14 protein-coding genes and 1 rRNA gene are annotated in these 18,398 nt (G+C 47.6%); 2 read left to right on the forward strand and 13 right to left on the reverse strand.

Features of this window, described 5'->3' with window-relative positions:
* The 6 genes from CLV25_RS00005 to CLV25_RS00030 all read right to left on the reverse strand — a co-directional run.
* A 16S ribosomal RNA gene (locus CLV25_RS00005) occupies positions 1-88 on the reverse strand; the annotation flags it as partial.
* A 622-nt stretch (positions 89-710) separates the two neighbouring features.
* Positions 711-1,730, reverse strand: coding sequence for a porin (locus CLV25_RS00010; RefSeq protein ID WP_131837576.1), 1,020 nt, complete (start codon positions 1,728-1,730; stop codon positions 711-713).
* A 74-nt stretch (positions 1,731-1,804) separates the two neighbouring features.
* Positions 1,805-2,881: a type II asparaginase gene (locus CLV25_RS00015; protein WP_131837577.1), complete on the reverse strand. Its 1,077-nt coding sequence runs from the start codon at positions 2,879-2,881 to the stop codon at positions 1,805-1,807.
* Positions 2,882-2,903: 22 nt separating this feature from the next.
* The gene (locus CLV25_RS00020) at positions 2,904-4,223 is read right to left on the reverse strand and encodes an anaerobic C4-dicarboxylate transporter family protein (protein ID WP_131837578.1); all 1,320 of its coding nucleotides are present in this window, start codon (positions 4,221-4,223) and stop codon (positions 2,904-2,906) included.
* A gap of 354 nt (positions 4,224-4,577) precedes the next feature.
* The gene (locus CLV25_RS00025) at positions 4,578-5,222 is read right to left on the reverse strand and encodes a LolA family protein (RefSeq protein WP_131837579.1); all 645 of its coding nucleotides are present in this window, start codon (positions 5,220-5,222) and stop codon (positions 4,578-4,580) included.
* Positions 5,223-5,231: 9 nt separating this feature from the next.
* On the reverse strand, positions 5,232-7,742 hold the full coding sequence (locus CLV25_RS00030; protein WP_131837580.1) for a DNA translocase FtsK: 2,511 nt from the start codon (positions 7,740-7,742) through the stop codon (positions 5,232-5,234).
* Positions 7,743-7,942: 200 nt separating this feature from the next.
* Between CLV25_RS00030 and CLV25_RS00035 the strand changes: the two genes are divergently transcribed.
* The gene (locus tag CLV25_RS00035) at positions 7,943-9,355 is read left to right on the forward strand and encodes a TonB-dependent receptor (RefSeq protein WP_131837581.1); all 1,413 of its coding nucleotides are present in this window, start codon (positions 7,943-7,945) and stop codon (positions 9,353-9,355) included.
* 124 nt (positions 9,356-9,479) lie between these two features.
* Here CLV25_RS00035 and CLV25_RS00040 read toward each other — a convergent pair whose 3' ends face one another.
* The gene (locus CLV25_RS00040; protein ID WP_131837582.1) at positions 9,480-10,310 is read right to left on the reverse strand and encodes a zinc finger domain-containing protein; all 831 of its coding nucleotides are present in this window, start codon (positions 10,308-10,310) and stop codon (positions 9,480-9,482) included.
* Positions 10,311-11,195: 885 nt separating this feature from the next.
* Positions 11,196-11,687, reverse strand: coding sequence for a hypothetical protein (locus CLV25_RS00045; RefSeq protein ID WP_131837583.1), 492 nt, complete (start codon positions 11,685-11,687; stop codon positions 11,196-11,198).
* Between the two features lie 42 nt (positions 11,688-11,729).
* Here CLV25_RS00045 and CLV25_RS00050 point away from each other — a divergent pair, with 42 nt between their 5' ends.
* Entirely contained in the window at positions 11,730-11,963 is a 234-nt protein-coding gene (locus CLV25_RS00050; protein ID WP_131837584.1) for a hypothetical protein, read from the forward strand.
* Positions 11,964-12,489: 526 nt separating this feature from the next.
* Here CLV25_RS00050 and CLV25_RS00055 read toward each other — a convergent pair.
* Genes CLV25_RS00055 through CLV25_RS00075 form a run of 5 tightly spaced genes read right to left on the reverse strand, consistent with a single transcriptional unit; the run spans position 12,490 to position 18,343 of the window.
* Positions 12,490-13,281 (reverse strand): gluconate 5-dehydrogenase, encoded by a 792-nt coding sequence (locus CLV25_RS00055; protein ID WP_131837585.1) that lies wholly within the window; start codon positions 13,279-13,281, stop codon positions 12,490-12,492.
* A 33-nt stretch (positions 13,282-13,314) separates the two neighbouring features.
* On the reverse strand, positions 13,315-14,934 hold the full coding sequence (locus tag CLV25_RS00060) for a glycoside hydrolase family 43 protein (protein WP_131837586.1): 1,620 nt from the start codon (positions 14,932-14,934) through the stop codon (positions 13,315-13,317).
* A 7-nt stretch (positions 14,935-14,941) separates the two neighbouring features.
* Positions 14,942-16,609 (reverse strand): glycoside hydrolase family 28 protein, encoded by a 1,668-nt coding sequence (locus CLV25_RS00065; protein WP_131837587.1) that lies wholly within the window; start codon positions 16,607-16,609, stop codon positions 14,942-14,944.
* A 13-nt stretch (positions 16,610-16,622) separates the two neighbouring features.
* The gene (locus tag CLV25_RS00070) at positions 16,623-17,357 is read right to left on the reverse strand and encodes a rhamnogalacturonan acetylesterase (RefSeq protein WP_131837588.1); all 735 of its coding nucleotides are present in this window, start codon (positions 17,355-17,357) and stop codon (positions 16,623-16,625) included.
* The gene (locus tag CLV25_RS00075; RefSeq protein ID WP_131837589.1) at positions 17,354-18,343 is read right to left on the reverse strand and encodes a pectinesterase family protein; all 990 of its coding nucleotides are present in this window, start codon (positions 18,341-18,343) and stop codon (positions 17,354-17,356) included. Before CLV25_RS00075 ends, CLV25_RS00070 begins: the two co-directional genes overlap by 4 nt.
* Positions 18,344-18,398: the final 55 nt, after the last annotated feature.

Here is an 18,398-nt window from a genome sequence, read left to right on the forward strand (position 1 = left end):
CAGGGACCGAAGTCCCCTACCGCTCGACTTGCATGTGTTAGGCCTGCCGCTAGCGTTCATCCTGAGCCAGGATCAAACTCTCCATAGTAGAAGATGTTTATTTCGGAAAATTGCTTTTCCTAAGTTGTTTCCTTAGCCCATCAGGATTTACGTTAGTATAATTAAATCATCCTAATCGTCTTTTCTATCTTTCTCACTGCACTTCCTCAAAGAACCTGTTTCCATCCGCGCTTCTCAGCGCGTCCCGCTCTCTCGTTTGCGGGCTGCAAAGGTAGGCATTCTTTTGAAACTTCCAAGCGGTTGGCCAACTTTTTTTTTGGCGACCCCTTCGCGGCTTTCCGTCCTAAACCCTTCTGGGCGGATGGGGCTCTCGCTACTCCCTCGGTCCGTTCCGGCTTACCTCCTAAGCCGCTATGTAAAGAGCGCCGCTCCCGTTCCCTTCCGTGCCACTCTTCAGCAGCGCCGCTGTTCCCGATTGCGGATGCAAAAGTACGCCCTTTTTCCGAACCTGCAAGCCCTACGCACCACTTTACCGCGTTAACGAACGTTGCACGCCTTAGGAAGAGGGCGTTGGAGGGGAAAGTTTTTTGAAAAGGCGAATTATGAATTGCTGTTTTGATGTCAAAATAGCGAGATAATGCCGTCAGATTATTCGAAAAAAGAGGATGCCATACTATGACACCCTCTTCAACTACTAAAAACGATACAACTTATAGCACTCTAACATCCCAGCGCAAACCTATATTAATAAGATTTGTCCCTGTTTTTGCGGTGTTTAGCATATCATACCTACAGTTTGAATAGTAGCCATGGAAACGAATACTCCGAGATGTAAATGGGAAATACTCAATACCAAAACCGTAAATCATCTGAGCCTCACGTGCTCCTATTACATTTGGAGTTGGCACTTCGTACCCGTTTTCATCATATCCAAGTTTTACAAATCCTACAACCTTACCAAAATCATACTTAAAGTTCCCTGTCAAAGTATAATCTTTGAAAAGTTCCATATCATCAGTATAAGCCCGGTTAGTCAAATCGGCCTCTAAGCAAAACTTACCGATATTAAACTGATGTCCAAGTGCTATCATGTTGATGAATTTACCTTTACCATACTCGTAAAAGTTAACCGAGTGCCGGTAGTTAATTCCATCTACATATTGGCCATTTAGTGCGAAACTATAAGTTAAGTACGAGTGCGTTGCATCCTTTTCGCTAGGCGCTAATGAGCCATTTACTACCTGAAAGTGCCAATCGTTTTTTCCAAAAAGATAGCCGAAATCCAACCCTATCTTATATCCCGGAATATTATCATAAAGAATACTAGGGATATACATATCGATTGGAGCATAGTCGTACTCGAAACCACCCAACGCAACAGTTTGCTTACCCGCTGTAATGACAAAATTATCAGAAGCATTAAAAGCAATCCATGCGTGGTCGGTTGCATTGAGGAATTTGTCATCGCCTACAGTTGCCCTATTTAGTCGATGACGGAACTTGTAGCTTATCCTTTCCGATAGTTTCCCCTTTAGCACAAAGTTGAAGTTCTTACATTCACCGTAAGTTTTAAAAATATCTCCATCAAACTCCGTTTTTGCATCTACACGTGTTTCAATTTGCAGAACCGCATTGTTCCGTATGTAATCTGGTTTAAACTCCTGAGCATATGACGTTGATGCTACTCCAAGTAGAAGCATCCCTGCCATAATTATTCCTGTCCTTTTCATAATTTTCGTCCTCCTATTAAAATTTGAACTACTTTAAACATTCAAAAGAACTATGCTTAAAAGTATTGGGGCTACTAGTATTCAATAAACATTCGCTGAATTTCTTTATAGTTATCGGTCTTCGTTAGCGCAAGCATTAGTAGAACTCTCGCCTTCTGTGGGTTTTTATACCATGATGCTGCAAATTCGCATTTCTCATCATCTACTTCATCAAACTGAGATGTTGGCCCACTAAATACTCTAGACGAACGAACAATAGCGATACCAGACTTACGAGCAGATACTAATGCATCTTGAAGCGTTGTTGATGGATTTCCATTTCCTACACCTGCGTAAACGATGCCTTTTACTCCTGCCTTTACAGCTGCATCTACAAATAATGGAGTAACATTAGAGTAACCATAGATTATCTCCACTCTAGGAAGTTCTGATAAGTTATCTACCGAAAACTCACTTTTTACGGTATGCTTCTTCATTGAAGTTCTAGTATACATAGGTTTCCCATTGTACATAATTCCTAGAGGACCGTAGTTAGGGCAAGCAAAGGTTTCAACTGCTGTTGTCATGGTTTTTGTAACATCGTCTGCTCCTAGGATTTTATCATTCATAATGATCATTACCCCACGACCTTTTGATGTAGGATCTATGGCACATGAAACAGCATCATAAAGATTCTTAGGTCCATCTGCACTTATTGCTGTAGATGCACGCATTGCACCGACTAAAACAACAGGCTTGTCTGTCTTTAACACGAGGTTTAAGAAATACGCCGTTTCTTCTTGCGTATCGGTACCATGAGTAATTACAAAAGCCTGAACGTCTGTTTTAGCCAGCTCATTAATGCGTTTAGCCAATTTAAGCCAAACCATGTCGTTCATGTCTTGGCTACCAATTTGAACAACTTGCTCTCCTTGTACTGTTGCTATATTATTAATCTGAGGAACAGCAGCAAGGAGCTTATCAACAGTAATTGCTCCAGACTTATAGGCTGAACCTACTTCAGATTGTCCAACACCGGCGATTGTTCCTCCGGTTGCGAGAATGGCAATTTTGGGTTTTACCTGTGCAAACGCAAAACTGTTCACCATAAAAAGACCGACCATTAGCATAAATGCTATGCTAATTGTCCTTCTGACCGATACCTTTTTCATTTTCTCACGTTTTTATATTTGACTATAAAATAATGGTAGCCAACAAAAAGCCTACGGCAATAGCAACCGCAGTAGCCACTAATCCTGGAATCATAAAGCTATGATTCAGCACATACCTCCCTATCCGTGTTGTCCCTGTCCTATCAAAGTTAATTGCAGCAACAATGGTAGGGTAGTTAGGAATAAAGAAGTACCCGTTTACAGCGGGGAACATTGCAATTATAGAAGCCGCAGGCAACCCAAGCCCAATGCCGAATGGCACTAATGCTCTAACGGTGGCAGCTTGGCTATAGAGTAGAATCGATAGGATAAATAGCGCAAAAGCAAAAAGCCAAGGATAGCTTGTTACCATTGCCATCAGCGAACTTTCGAGAAATGGCATGTTCCCCTTAAAGAAAGTATCTCCCATCCATGCTATACCAAAAATGGCGATAACAGCTTGCATCCCTGCCGAGAAAACAGATCCTTTAGCCACCTTTGCCACATTCACCTTGCCGAAAATAAGTATGAGAGCTGCAATTGAGAGCATAACTATTTCTATTGTTTCAGGCATCCCTAAGCGTTTTTCGGCGCCATCAACAATCCATGCAGGCCTCAAAACATCAAACGATCCAAAAAAAACAATCAGCACTGCTCCTAAAAGGAATAGCCCTACAGAAATTTTTGCAGAAGTAGGCACCGTTCTTCCGCCTTCCTCTGTATGCGCCAGAGGCTCCACAAGACCATCCTCTAAACGCTTAAGGTATTCGGGATCTTTATCTAGATCTTTGCCCATACGTAATGCAAATAATGCTCCTACTAAAACACCGGTTAGCGTTGCCGGAATGCATATCGAGAGAATATCCGTAAGCCCTATTCCAAAAGGGGTAAGCATGCCGAGCAATGCCACTGTTGCGGCCGATATCGGACTGGCCGTAATAGCCTGCTGCGATGCAATTACCGATATAGATAAAGGCCTCTCGGGACGTATTTTAGAATCGGTAGCAACTTCAGCAATTACAGGAAGCACCGAATAGGAAACGTGCCCCGTACCTGCAACAAGCGTAAATACGTAGGTTACAAAAGGGCCTAAGAAAGTAATGTGCTTTGGATTTTTCCTTAATGCCTTTTCGGCCAAGTGCACCAGGTAATCTAATCCTCCGGCAGCTTGCAACGCTCCAGCAGCGGTAACCACTGCTACAATCATCAGCATTACATCTATTGGTGGCGCAGTTGGCTGAAGATGAAAACCAAATGTAAGTATGGCCAAGCCTATTGCCCCCATAACTCCAAGACCAATACCTCCCAACCTTGCACCTACAAATATTGCGAGTAGAACAACTAAAAGTTCAAACCAAAACATAATTACTCATTTTAATATCAAGTACAAATGTATTGTTGCAGAGAGCCGAGAAACAACCCATATATCTTCTCTTTTTAATAGATTAACACATCTAGGTAACTTGATGCAGCACCCAAAACCTGCAAAAGATTAGGGTACAATTACGATTAGAAACAGTTTTAGAATGCTAACAACCTCAAACAATAGCTTAGCATGAAGCAATGTTTAACACAAATTCATCAAGCAAAAATGCTTGATAAGGCTATAGCAGCTCACTCTCCACCATGCAGCACTCCATTAAGCATATCTAGAACCAACAAAACAAAGGGGCTGTCAACAGATTGTTGGCAGCCCCTTTGACATTTTTAAAGGATCTTATCGCATGTCGATAACCTCGACGTTGGGATGTGTCTTTGTATTAAAAACAAACTCTGAGTTAGCAATGGGAAGGTTTGGTGTAATTCTTGAGAACCTAACGGTATAGGTTACTCCATCCTTACCTTTGTATATAACGGTTTTCGGCATTCCGGTACTTTCCTCTATCATCAGCTTCACCTGCGAGTAGGTGGCCTTAAGGTCTTTTGGGAAAAGATGAATTTCCTGAACCCTTACACCTGACTCCTTTTTGATACCCTTATAGGCATACCTAAAATCGGTGAGGTAGGCGTTGAACAGCTTAACAGGATTATTTAGGATACTAGGATCGTTAGAGTTAATATTTTGTAGGTTAACCTCATCAGCCTCCTTAACATGAGTCCAACGAACCCTGCCGTTACTATAAATATCGTTTGCTTTCATCGATATCTTAAACATGCTTCCCTTTAGCTGCATCTTTCCCTGCTGGGTATCCTTTACCTTATCCTTTTTATTATCAATCGAGATGGTAAAATCGGCAGTTATCGTGCTGTAAGATTTCGTTTTATCCGATAGTTTGTCTAGTATTTCCTTTGCTTCGCGATCTTGCGCAGCGGCTGCACCACCGATAGCGATGGACAACAGCAGAAAAAGTATCCTTTTCATTCTATTATGCTATCTATTGTTTAAGTCGTTAAGTAGATGTTCGAGGCTGAGCTCATCCTGAATAAGCACCTGTCGCGCTTTACTTCCCTCGAACGGTCCAATAATACCTGCGGCCTCCAGCTGATCGACAATACGACCAGCACGGTTGTACCCGATGCTAAACTTACGCTGAATAAGCGATGTTGAGCCCTGCTGGTTCTGCACGATAAGGCGTGCCGCCTCATCGAATAGCGAATCGCGCTTGTCGAGGTCGACGTTGGCGGCAGCATCGCCCTGCCCTTCGGGGACGTACTCAGGAAGTAGGTAAGCAGTAGAGTAGCCCCTTTGGTTGCCGATAAAGTCGGTGATGCGCTCCACTTCGGGCGTATCAACAAAGGCACACTGTACGCGAGTAAGGTCGCTACCTGTGGAGATAAGCATATCTCCCCTACCGATAAGCTGGTTGGCCCCCGGCTGATCCAGAATGGTACGCGAGTCAATCATAGACGTTACCCTAAAGGCGATACGAGCAGGGAAGTTGGCCTTGATAACCCCGGTAATGATATTGGTTGTTGGACGCTGGGTTGCAATTACCAGGTGAATGCCGATGGCTCGCGCCAGCTGTGCCAAACGGGCAATAGGCGTTTCAATCTCGCGACCAGCCGTCATAATAAGGTCGGCAAACTCGTCGATAACTACCACGATATATGGAAGGAATCGGTGACCATTATTCGGATTCAACCTGCGCGATACGAACTTCTCATTATACTCCTTGATGTTGCGCACCTGCGCCTTCTTAAGTAGATCATAGCGCGAGTCCATCTCGATACAGAGCGAGTTGAGCGTATAGATCACCTTTTGCGTATCGGTAATAATGGCGTCGTCGGTGTCCGGGATCATGGCCAGGAAGTGGCGTTCGATCTTGGAGTAGAGCGTAAGCTCCACCTTTTTAGGGTCGACCATTACCAGCTTCAGCTCCGATGGATGCTTCTTGTAGAGCAACGAGGTAAGGATGGCATTTAAACCAACCGACTTACCCTGTCCGGTTGCCCCTGCCACCAAAAGGTGAGGCATTTTTGCCAAATCGACAACAAAATTCTCGTTGGAGATAGTCTTACCCAAGCCGATAGGAAGGTCGAACTTTGCCTCCTGAAACTTGGCCGACTTGAGAATGGAGAGCATCGACACCATATCGGGCTTCTGGTTGGGAACCTCAATACCAATGGTTCCCTTTCCTGGAATGGGCGCAATGATACGTATACCCAGCGCAGCAAGGCTCAGGGCAATATCATCCTCAAGGTTCTTTATCTTCGATATCTTTACACCAGGAGCAGGAACAATCTCGTATAGCGTAACGGTAGGGCCTGTTGTGGCCTTAATGCTATCGATCTGTATTTTGTAGTTAGCCAGCGTATTTACAATCTTCTCCTTATTGGCGATGAGCTCCTCCTCGGTGACGCGGAAGTTCGACTTGTAGTCCTCCAGTAGCTCGATAGGTGGGCGCTGATACGATGAAAGCTCCAATGTCGGGTCGTACAGCTCGCTGTTGATAAGATCTTCGGTAGCCTCCTTCTCCTCTGATGTCTGCTCGAGCATAAACTTCACCTTGCTATCGTCGAGCAGGATTGGGGTTAGCGGTTCCGAAGGCTCATCTATATCGAAAGGTGGCTCAACTTCTGATTGGTAGGAAAAGTCTACCGACTCGTTTACATCCTCCTTCTCTTCGGGGTGCCCCTCCTCCTCATCTCGAACAATGGTAAAGGTTGCCCCCCTAGCCTGTTCGGTTTCGGTAGCACGAACTATTGGCGTATCCTTAACCTCGGGCTTATGCGCAGGCTCTTCGTTACGAACAACAGCCTCCTCTTCGGCAGCCTCCTCCTCGTCGAACGACTCGGTTACAGGAGCCTTTGGCTTCGATCTGAAAAGATCGGCAACCATCCCCATTGTCCTATTTATGTAGAATATGGTATTACGGTTGATGGATATGGCGTAGATTATACTTGCAAAAAGCAGAACAAAGAAGGTTCCTAGCTTTCCGATAAAGGCAGACATCCACTTGCTAACGAAGTAACCATGCTCGCCCCCTAGTCCGCTTCCAAAGATTCCCTTAGCCTCGCCAAAGGCAAAGCCCAATACTATTGACGATAGAATAATGCCGAGAACCAAGGTTCGTAACGTTTTACGAAGCGGATATGGACGAAACTTTAGCACACGAAGCCCGATAAGCCCTAGTATAAAAGGTATCCCAATGGCAGACAAACCAAATCCCTTATTCACGAGTGCGTTCGAGAAAAAGGCTCCAACCTTCCCTGTCCAGTTATCAACCGAAATCAGGCTACTCGAGAACACCTTCTGCCAGATAAAGCTTTGGTCGCTTTCCCAAGTAAAAAAGTAGGAGATGATTGCCAGCAGCAGGTAGGCTGCAAAGAAAAGAATAAAGATACCTACAATAAAGGTATAGCGCCCGTCCATATGGTTTTCGGCGGCTTTAGTATCCTTTTTGACGGTCTCTTTTTTAGTGGTTTTCTCTTTCGTACTCATTTAGGCTAATACTCCGTTTTATATGAACTACAAAGTAAGGTATAAATTCGTTTCGACACGGCAAAACATCTCTAAAAAAAGGGAGTATGTTAATATCTTCCTGAAAAAGAAGCAAGAAAAATAGCCAAAGCATCCATCATTTTGCAAGCGCTAAACATTCGCTATCGCCCATTGTTACCTATGAGAAATCCCAGCATACGATGGAACGCGAAATTCTTAGCACAAAGCAAAAGGCCCTTATCATAAACCTCGACGATACCAAGTACGGCACCTTTGCCGAAATTGGCGGAGGACAAGAGGTGGCCCGAGCCTTTTTTCAGGCGGGAGGTGCCTCGGGAACCATTGCCAAGACCATTTCGGCCTACGACAAAACCTACTCCGACTACTACTACGACAGCAAGGATAAAGAGCGATACGTATCGGAGGCAAGGCTAAAAAAGATGCTCAGCCACGAGTATAACGAGATGCTGAGCATCCTTGCCGAAAAGGCAAGACCCGATCAACGCTTCTTTGTATTTGCCAATACGGTAGAGACCATCAGCTTCAAGAAGGATAACCAGGGCAACGGATGGCTGGGCGTTAAGTTCGAGCTAAGCCAACGCGGCGCCCCAAACGAGGTTGTGGTACACGTGCGCCTAAAGGAAAACGACTCGTTGCTGCAGCAGCAAACCTTGGGCACCTTAGGCGTAAACCTAATTTGGGCTTGCTACAACCATACCTCGACGCCTAACACCTTCCTACAGTCGCTGCTCGATAACCTAGATACCGATCGTGTGGAGATTACCATGGCACGAATGACAGGCCCCGATCTGCAATGGCTCGACAACCGCCTGCTGGGCGTGCAGCTGGTAAAGAATGGAATGACCCCTGCCGTGATGTTCGACCGATATGGGAACGTACAGCAGCCCTCCGACATGCTCTACCGCAAAAACGTGCTGGCTTTCCGTGGCAGCTTCCGCCCCATTACCTACGTAAACCTGGATATGCTCAAAACCAGCTACGCCATCTTTAAAACCGACGAAGACTACTCGCGCGACAGCACCATATCGCTCTGCGAGATCACCCTAAACAACCTGATGAGCGAAGGTGAATTCCACGAGCGCGACTTCCTCGACCGGGTAGACCTGCTAAACCATATGGGGCAGCACGTGATGATCTCCAAATTCCGCGAGTACTACAAGCTGGTGGACTACTTCGGGCGGTTTAAGCTCAAGAAGCTGCGCATCGTTATCGGGTACCCAACCTTCGAAAAGGTGTTCGATCCGGTTTACTATACCGACCTTAGAGGGGAGATCCTCGAAGCCTTTGGCTCGCTTTTCCCCAATAACATGAAGTTCTACATCTACCCAATGCTCGATAAGAGTACGGGAAACCTGCTTCACTCCCAAGACCTAAACCTAAGCCCAGAGCTTAGGTGCCTTTACGACTACCTCCTCAGCACCCGAAAGATTATCGACATAAAAAACGCCAAGAAGGAGTGGCTGAGCATCACCTCCAACGAGGTGCTAAGGCTCATGCAGGAGGGTGATCGTAGATGGGAAGCGATGGTGCCAAAGCACGTTCGCGAAATTGTAAAGCAGCGCTGCCTGTTCGACTATAAATGCGACGATTAACCTAAAGCGGATACCGCCCAAAGCAACTTGCCGGGCTTATACCACATATAAGCCCGAATCCAACAGATTCTAATACTCGGTTCCGTGTCAATCGAAAGACAACAGCTCTAGGATTGATTGCAGCCTACCTAGCCAACGGCTGGCAAACGGGACAGTAGTACACAGCACCTCCAAGGTACGCCTCCTTAGCAATAGCACCTCCGCAGCGAGGGCAAGGATTGGCAACGGTATTCTTCGATAGCAGCGTTGCATATCCTCCGGCTTGCCCAAAAAGATCCCGCTCGGTGTCGCGCCCTCCCCTATCGGTCATGCTCCGCAGCGTTACCTTCAGGCAATGGAACAGCTCGCCCTTCTGAAAATCGGAAAGCGTAGATTTTTTGCGCTTGGGATGAATGCCGGCATTAAAGAGGATGTCCTGCAGTACGCCGTTGCCCAGTCCGGGGATGCGCTGCTCGGTTGCCAAAAGCGCCTTCATCGACAGATCCTTTGTGGTGCTCCTGAAGAGATTCTCGAAGTGCTGCTCGTCAAAGGCATCGTCGAGCGGCGATAGGCTACCCAGGCTGCCACGGTGGTACTTGTTGTCGAGCGCTCCGCGATAGGCGCAGATGCTGCCGTACATGGCAACGGTAAAGGCCAGGCAGCTGCCATCGTCGAGGCCAACCAGCAGCTGGTGCTTTGCAGGATGCGGATCGTGGGGCGCGTAGTAGCGCATGTTGGTACCATCGCCAATGGTGATAGCCGCATCGCCATCGAGGCAAACATCTACAAACATGCCATGACCGCGGGCCGACATAACCGTTCGACCAACCAGCAGCGCCCCATACGCGGTTGGATCGCCGCTAAAGAAGGCAAACTTATGCGGACTGGTTGCATTTACCACCTCGGTAATCGTTCTTCCTACCAAGGTTTCGTTGGCCTGTAGGCCTATGGTTTTCGATTCGGGAATCTCTAGCATGGTAAATTCGTTTTAGGGTTGCTTTGCGATAGGTAAATATAGGCATTAAACCATTGTTAAGCATCGCTCCAAGGGGGCGCTTTTACCATCGTTTGGCGAAGGCTCCTGCCTTCGTCATTTCTATCATTGCAGGCTATAGCCTGCAGAATAGATTCAGCTGAAGCGACAGCCTCAAACGAACGAGGAGCTGCCGTAGCACTAGTATAACAAATGGCTGGCTAACTGCACGCTGTTACTTTCTAACCTCTCATAGTTGCCTCCCAACCTTATGCCTACGGCTTCTAACCAAACACTGTTGCCTTCCAACCTTACGCTTGCGCCTTCTAACTAGGCACCGTTGCTTTCTAAGTTTACGATTGCTCCTTCTAACTAGGCATCGTTGCTTTCTAAGCTTACGGTTGCGGCGTCTAACTAGGCGCTGTTGCCTTCCAACCTTACGGTTGCGGCTTCTAACTAGGCGTTGTCGCTTTCTAAGCTTACGATTGCTCCTTCTAACTAGGCGTTGTCGCTTTCTAAGCTTACGATTGCTCCTTCTAACTAGTCACCGTTGCCTTCTAACCTTATGCTTGCAGTTTCTAAGTAGGCGTTGTTGCTTTCTAACCTTACGGTTGTGGCTTCTAACCAAGCATCGGAAGTTTCTAGTGGAGCGGCTGATGGTGCTTGCTGCATGCACGTGGCTAGTGGGCGATACGCTTCCCCCGATCAGCGCTTAAAGGCAAAAATCCTTACGGATGTACTCTTCAGCAACAGCTCCGCTGCTTCTGCTATCCATCAAAAATATGCTAGAAGCATAAAAAGAAAGCGCAGCCCTAAGGCCACGCTTGTATTTTGATGGATGATTGGTGCTTTGCGAAACACGCTACACCCTATTCCCTACTCCCTAACTCACTCCTTTTGCGCCTCAACGATGGCCTGGTAGAGCTTTTCGAGCACCAGCTCCTTTTCGTCGCTGCTGTAGCACTTGCCAAGGTAGAGCACAAACTGCGAGGCATTCGACTTAAAGTGCCTGTCCTTATAGTACTTTACCAAGGGCTGCGCGCCAATGGTGTTGAGCGTAATGGAGCTAACGTTGTAGTCTACCCTAAACAGCATAAAGCCCGATTTGTCGATCTCCTTCAGCGGGATCTCCCACTTGTAGTCGTACTGGTTAAGCGATTTGCCAAGAAACACAACCAGCGAGGTGGTGGTGGTATCGAATGCGGCCTTGTAGGCCATGGTGTTGAGGCTGGTATCGCTGCTACAGCGGTTTATCAGGCTGATTGCGGGTTGGATAATTGCAGCAGGAGTTGGCTTTGGCTGGTTGGTAAGCGTCGGACGGCATCCTCCGGCAAGAAAAAGGGCTGCAACTAGTGCGATAGCGTATAGCGTCTTCATCATTCGATCTTATTACGGATTTATCTCCATCAAAAGTAGCACAATATGCTTAAATGGAAAACCCTAAAAAGTAAAACCTGCCATTACCTTTTTGGGGTAGTAGCAGGTTTTGCAAGCTACGTTGAAGGTTTATTAAAGTTGTTTTGCCCCTACCGCACAGGTGAATCCCTGCAGCTTCGAGGCCCCACAAATATAGGCATTCGCCCTAAAGTTGATGCGCCATCAGCGTTATTTTTCACAACATTGCGAATCGGTGGAGGAGGGATACCCTTAAGATAAGGGAAAACGTTTCCTCGGAGTGTCCCCGTGCTTGTCACGAGATCCAATAACTGCCCGAAGGTGGTAGCGAAGCGGAAATCCCGAGAAGCGGGAGCTTCTTTAGAATCTACTGAATTCCAATTTGGATTCCGGGACTGAGTTCGTCCCAGCATTTAGGTTAACGTCGGTTGGGGAGCAGCTGTAAACCTTCCAAAGGGCAGCCATCGGCCAATGTCAGGTTTATCCTCTACGAGGAAAACAGGCGGCTTATGGTTGTTTTGCTACAAATCGTAATGTCCTACGGACAAAATTCGATTGGTAAGAATACCGAGTGGAGGTTGTAGACATGCAGCCTATCGCACCTGCCCCCCGCCTTTTCTCCGTAGGAGATATACAGGAGCACTATCGGCTTATGTCGAACGGACGGTGATTAACGGTGGCCTGTTCGGTAGCGCCAATACACAAAAGCGGCAGCCCGATGCTTTCGGACTGCCTGCTAAAGTCGAATAACTGGAAAATAAAAAAACGAACTGCTTGCTATAAAAATCTACTCATTCATAGCCTTACCCAACGTTGCGAGGATACCTCCATCGACGTAGAGCACATGGCCGTTTACAAAGTTCGAGGCATCGGATGCCAGGAATACGGCCGGTCCGGCCAAATCTTCGGGTACGCCCCAGCGAGCGGCTGGCGTACGCTTAAGGATAAACTCGTTGAACGGATGTCCGTTTTCGCGAATAGGTGCGGTTTGCTCGGTAGCAAAGTAGCCCGGTCCAATGCCGTTTGCCTGGATGTTGTACTTGGCCCACTCGGTAGCCATGCTGCGGGTAAGCATCTTCAGGCCGCCCTTTGCCGAGGCGTAGGCGCTAACGGTTTCGCGTCCTAGCTCGCTCATCATCGAGCAAATGTTGATAATCTTACCGCCATTGCCGCGGGCAATCATGCGCTTGGCAACGTTCTTCCCCATAACAAAAGGCCCGGTTAAATCGACCTTAAGCACCAGCTCGTACTCCTCCACTGCCATGTCGACAATAGGAATACGACGAATGATTCCGGCGTTGTTTACCAGAATGTGGATAGGGCCAACTTCCTTCTCCATTAAATCCAGAGCAGGAACAACCTCGCTCTCCTTGGTTACATCGAAGCGGTAGGCATGGGCCTTGACACCCTGCTCGGCATACTTTACCACAGCGGCATCGAGCTTTTCTTGTAGGGTATCGTTTACAACAACGGTTGCGCCTGCGCGGGCTAGCGCTACGGTCATTGCCATTCCTAACCCGTGAGTAGCACCTGTTACAAGGGCTACCTTCCCTGTCAAATCAAATAGCTGTTGCGACATATTGCTTGTTTTTTAAGATTTTAAGTCTGCTTGTTACTTGGCGATCTTGTCTACCCTAAACCAGTCGAAATCGGCGTAGCCAACATCGTTCTTTTTCACCTTTCCTGTGGCGAATAGGCCTACTCGTGCGCCAATCCAGCGCCCTTGGGTAAACCTAACGGGCTTACCGATACTGGTAAAGGTTGCTCCGTCGGTGCTGTACGAAAACTGGCAGAGCTTGCCTTGGGTGATATCGACCCTTAAATAGGCGATGTTGGATAGTGGAACCGCATCCGAAAGAACCTCAGCGTTGCCCTTGTCGGCGCCCTCGCACGAGGCTTGAACGAGCACAATACTACCGTTACGGTTTTCCAAAGCCACATATCCGTACGACATCCCCATCACGATAAGTCCAACCTTTTCGCCCTCTAGGAGAGCCTTAAAGGAGAGCTTGGTGGTGGCGCTCATTTCGGGTGCCGATATTCGCTGCATGAAGAGGTTCGGGGTATCCCACATGTTTCTAGCTTCAGTAGGAGCGGTAATGCAGTATAGGCGTTGTACCCCAAGCTTGTTGTAGGCAAATGCCCATGTTGGTTCGGGGTTGGCATGCCACTGCCACTGTAGTCCAGCCGATGGGGCGTTAAACTCGTCGGTAGTTTGGGGCGTTGCCAAAGCAGCGGGCTTTAGGGTGCTCGGCTTCTTGTACCTTGCAACTGGTTCGCCAATGCCATCGCCATCGGCATCAACGCCAATAACGGGCCAGTCTTGCTCCCACTTCATAGGCTGAAGATGGGTAATGCGGCCCAGCTCTTCTACATCCTGAAAGTGAACAAACCAGTGGTTACCCTTAACATCGTCCACCCAGCCGCCCTGGTGGGGCCCGTTAACCTTAGAGTTACCCTGCTCCAGCACCACCTTCTCGTCGTATGGCCCAAAGGGCGATTTTGCACGAAGGGCCAGCTGCCAGCCTGTGGCCACCCCGCCTGCTGGGGCAAATATGTAGTAGTAGCCGTTGCGCTTGTAGAATTTTGGACCCTCAACGGTTGGATGCGCATCGTGCCCATCGAACACAATGCGTTCCTCGCCAATAAGCGATTTGCCATCAGTGGCCATCTCGCTAACGGTAAGGATGCTCTTTATGCCTGCACGGCTTCCGGCCCATCCGTGTACTAGGTAGGCTCTGCCGTCGTTATCCCAAAGTGGGCATGGGTCTATAAGCCCCTTTCCGGCCTTTACCAGATGTGGCTTGCTCCATCCGCTGGTCATGCTTTTCGATTTAACCATGTAGATGCCGTAATCGGGATCGCCGTAGTAGATGTAGAACTCCCCGTTATGCTGGCGCAGGCTTGGTGCCCACACCCCGTTGCCATGCTGTGGCTTGGCAAATACGTCGAGAGGCTCCTGTCGGGCAATGGCGCTACCAACAATTTGCCAGTTGACAAGATCAGCCGACTGCATTATGGTTAATCCGGGTACAGTATTAAAGGTCGACGATACCATGTAGAACGTTTCTCCAACCCTAATCACATCCGGATCGGGATAGTCGGCATAAAGGATAGGATTCGTGTAGGTGCCATCGCCGTTATCGGCTACCCAAACCTTTGAGATGGGATTCTGAGCCGATGCACCAACGACACCTAATACTACTGCAGCTAAAATGTATACCGTTTTCATATCTCACTTATTTAATGATTTCGGAGGACGACAGCCCTGCGCCTATCTTTACGGTTGCCGCACTGGCACCTGCAACTCCTTTTAGGTTGATGCCCTTAGCCATCTTTCCACCAACGCTCACCTTTACCTGCGATGCTCCCATAAGATCAACCCTCGAGGTTTCGACTCCCGTGGAGTTAATCACCTCCATTGGAATACCTTTGGTCGTCTTAATGGTAACGTTACTAAACGTAACACCCTCGGCCTCGATGCATCGAATACCCTTCTCTGCTTCGATGGAGATATCCTCGAAAAGAATGTTTTTGATGCTCATCTCAGGTAGTCCTTCGAGATGGATGGCTTGCAAAGCGCCCTTACATGCAACGTTGCGAATTGTAAAGTTCTTAAACTGTGGGGTCGATTCGTCGGCTATAGGATTTGCGCCTACCTCTTTTACGGTTGTCTGCGTTTTTCCCTCATCCTCGGGCTCAGCAATGGGCGACTTGCCCATGTAGTACATGCTAAAGTTGATGGCCTCGGCAGGGATATTCGTCATATTAATGCCATCAACAAGAATATTCTCGACAACACCTCCACGTCCGCGTGTGGTTTTAAAGCGAAGACCTATGTCTGTTCCTAGGAAGGTGCAGTTCCTTACAATAATATTGCGAACGCCACCCGACATTTCGCTGCCAATAACGAAGCCTCCATGTCCATGGAAAACTACGCAATTCTCGACAAGGAAGTTCTCGGTTGGCATTCCGCGCTTACGCCCCTCTTCGTCTTTGCCCGACTTTATGCAGATACCATCGTCGCCTACATCGAACGTAGAGTTGGTTACCACACCATTTTTACACGATTCGATATCGACACCGTCGCCGTTTTGGGCATACCACGGATTGCGAACGTTTACCTTGTTGATGGTAAGGTTTTCGCACATTAGCGGATGGAGGTTCCATGCTGGCGAGTTTTGGAAGGTAACGCCTTCGAGCAGCACATTTTTACACTCAACCAAGCTAACCATATTGGGACGCAAGTAATCCTTTATCTTTTCGTACTCATGCATCGAGCCACCCTTTATGTATCCTTGAATGGTTGTGTTCTGGCCGAGAAGCGATTTCTCCGAGGGGTACCAGGTGCTCTTATCGGCAGAAAGAACACCTCCCGACGATACTAGCGCTTTCCATTGAGCAGATGTAAGCTTCGACTTCTTAACCGGGCGCCATACCTGGCCGGCACCATCAATAATTCCGCTGCCTGTAATGGCAATGTTAACCTGGCCTTTAGCGCTAATTGGTGACTGGCAACGAACGGTTTCCCATCCTTCGAAGTAGCTCATCACAAGCGGAAAGTCGTCGAAGTTGCTGCTAAACTGAAGCACTGCTCCATCCTGTAAATGCAGGTTTACGTTGCTTTTAAGCGTTATAGGACCAGTTAGCCACACACCCTTTGGAACAAGCACAACACCACCTCCGGAGTTGCTACAAGCGTCAATGGCCTTACCTATTGCTACGGTATTTAGAACCATGCCGCCCTTAATAGCGCCGTATTTATCAATCGAAATGGTGTCAGCTTTAAAGGTTGGGCACTCTACCTTAGGTAGCGTAAACGGCAACGAACCATTCGACTGCCCGATTGCTTGGGATGATATAGAGAGCACCATCCCTAAAAGTAGTAGACTTGAGAGATTCTTCATTGGGGATGTTTTTCTACTTGAGAAATTTTGAGATGGAGAGCTTTTGCTCTATCGAATTTTTCACGAATTGGTTGGCGATAAGATTTGCACCATACTCGTTAAAATGGGTATCGTCGATTTTTCCTTCTGGTGCACAAGCCAGCTCTCCGGGCTTTAGGTGAACAAACATCTTGACGGAACCCTCGGCGCCATGTTCACGAACAATGGCTTCACTAAGCTTGTGCATATCCACCAATTCGGTGGAGGTTTCTTTTGCAACCGAACGGGTAAGATCGGGATATTCGCCATGTACATCGTAGAACTCACCCTTGTCGTTAAATCGACGGCGAACAACAGGAGTACATAAAATAGGTGTTGCCCCCTTTGCCCGGGCCTCTAGCACAAAACGGCGCATGTTTGCCTTAAAGTCGTCGGGAGCAGTGTAGCGGTCTACCTTCTCCTTGCTTTGGTCGTTATGACCAAACTGGATTACAACAAAATCTCCAGGTTGCAGCTTGTCTAAAACTGCCTGCCAGCGTCCTTCGGAGATAAAGGTTCGCGTACTGCGTCCATTCATGGCGTAGTTCTGCACAATTACGTTCTTTTTGCAGTGCTGCTGAAGGAACATTCCCCAACCGCGTTCGGGGAATACCTTATCCTGCTTATCGGCCATAGTAGAATCGCCTATCATGTAAATGGTAATTGGCTTGCTAGAAATAAATCCAAATAGCAGCATGCTAGCTGCAATCAGGCCTAATATCTTTTTCATTTTATTCGTTTTAGTAGTGATGATGGATTCCAGTTGTCATCGTAACCTTTACGGTAGCCATCTTTTCCAAATATGTTGGCTAGCGTCAGCTCGTCAGCCTCGTTTTTAGATAGCTGTTTAGTCCAAGGTGCACGAGTGCTAGGACTAGCGCCTGCTCCTGTCGATTGGTATTCAGCGTAAAAGGCTGTTTTTTCGGCATCCTTCTTATTCCAGTTGTGCCATCCCTCGGGTAGAATATGACCGCCCAGCTCGCAGCTTACAAATATTGTTTTGGCAAAGCTGCGCCATGGACGACCAAGGTACACCTTGGTTGCCTCGTCGTTGCCCGTAAGCTTGCATCGGAAGAAAATATAGCCGTAGCGGTTCCCCTCGGGAGTTGATGCTGCGGTTACGTACGAATTTTTCTTCGAATGAATGGTACAACGCTCGAAAACCGCAATTGAGGTTCCGAATATAAAATCGGTTGTTCCTTCTATGTAGCAATCTTCAAGATAAATTCGCCCGGGACCACGCGTAAAAAACGTATCCTGATTTCCCAAGAAACGGCATCCTTTAAAGACAACCTTGTCGCCTAGCACCTCGCATGCAACAGCCTGACCAACCGGCCCAGCAGAGTTCTCGAAGGTGATGTTGGAGAACACCACCTCGTTTGCTCGAATGGATGCCGACCAAGAGGAATAGGTATTTATCGTATCGCCGTTAACCACCTTCCCGGTATGGTCTGCCCATGTGATTGTGGTTTTTGTTGCATCTTCGCCTTCCACAATTATGCGCTGCTTATCCTGTCCAAGCACCACTTTTTCGGAATAGATCCCCGGTTTTACCTTAATTCTTGTATACGAGCTAGAGCCACTAGCTACAGCATCGAATGCCTGCTGGATTGTTGTGAAATTACCATCTCCCTTTTGCGAAACGACGATAATACGCTCCTTTCCAAAAGATAGTAGGGAGGTGAAAAAGAGTAGTAGGAACGTTATGCTTTTCATCCGAAAATAATTTGTTTTAAGCTGTCGTATGGAACTCGCATGGTTGCACTCATTC

The sequence above is a fragment of the Acetobacteroides hydrogenigenes genome, from assembly GCF_004340205.1.
Lineage (GTDB): Bacteria > Bacteroidota > Bacteroidia > Bacteroidales > ZOR0009 > Acetobacteroides > Acetobacteroides hydrogenigenes.

Coding starts and splice junctions, on each gene's coding strand:
- CLV25_RS00010 (WP_131837576.1), bottom strand. CDS start 1,730: ATGAAAAGGACAGGAATAATTATGGCAGGGATGCTTCTACTTGGAGTA.
- CLV25_RS00015 (WP_131837577.1), bottom strand. CDS start 2,881: ATGAAAAAGGTATCGGTCAGAAGGACAATTAGCATAGCATTTATGCTA.
- CLV25_RS00020 (WP_131837578.1), bottom strand. CDS start 4,223: ATGTTTTGGTTTGAACTTTTAGTTGTTCTACTCGCAATATTTGTAGGT.
- CLV25_RS00025 (WP_131837579.1), bottom strand. CDS start 5,222: ATGAAAAGGATACTTTTTCTGCTGTTGTCCATCGCTATCGGTGGTGCA.
- CLV25_RS00030 (WP_131837580.1), bottom strand. CDS start 7,742: ATGAGTACGAAAGAGAAAACCACTAAAAAAGAGACCGTCAAAAAGGAT.
- CLV25_RS00035 (WP_131837581.1), top strand. CDS start 7,943: ATGGAACGCGAAATTCTTAGCACAAAGCAAAAGGCCCTTATCATAAAC.
- CLV25_RS00040 (WP_131837582.1), bottom strand. CDS start 10,310: ATGCTAGAGATTCCCGAATCGAAAACCATAGGCCTACAGGCCAACGAA.
- CLV25_RS00045 (WP_131837583.1), bottom strand. CDS start 11,687: ATGATGAAGACGCTATACGCTATCGCACTAGTTGCAGCCCTTTTTCTT.
- CLV25_RS00050 (WP_131837584.1), top strand. CDS start 11,730: ATGCTTAAATGGAAAACCCTAAAAAGTAAAACCTGCCATTACCTTTTT.
- CLV25_RS00055 (WP_131837585.1), bottom strand. CDS start 13,281: ATGTCGCAACAGCTATTTGATTTGACAGGGAAGGTAGCCCTTGTAACA.
- CLV25_RS00060 (WP_131837586.1), bottom strand. CDS start 14,934: ATGAAAACGGTATACATTTTAGCTGCAGTAGTATTAGGTGTCGTTGGT.
- CLV25_RS00065 (WP_131837587.1), bottom strand. CDS start 16,609: ATGAAGAATCTCTCAAGTCTACTACTTTTAGGGATGGTGCTCTCTATA.
- CLV25_RS00070 (WP_131837588.1), bottom strand. CDS start 17,357: ATGAAAAAGATATTAGGCCTGATTGCAGCTAGCATGCTGCTATTTGGA.
- CLV25_RS00075 (WP_131837589.1), bottom strand. CDS start 18,343: ATGAAAAGCATAACGTTCCTACTACTCTTTTTCACCTCCCTACTATCT.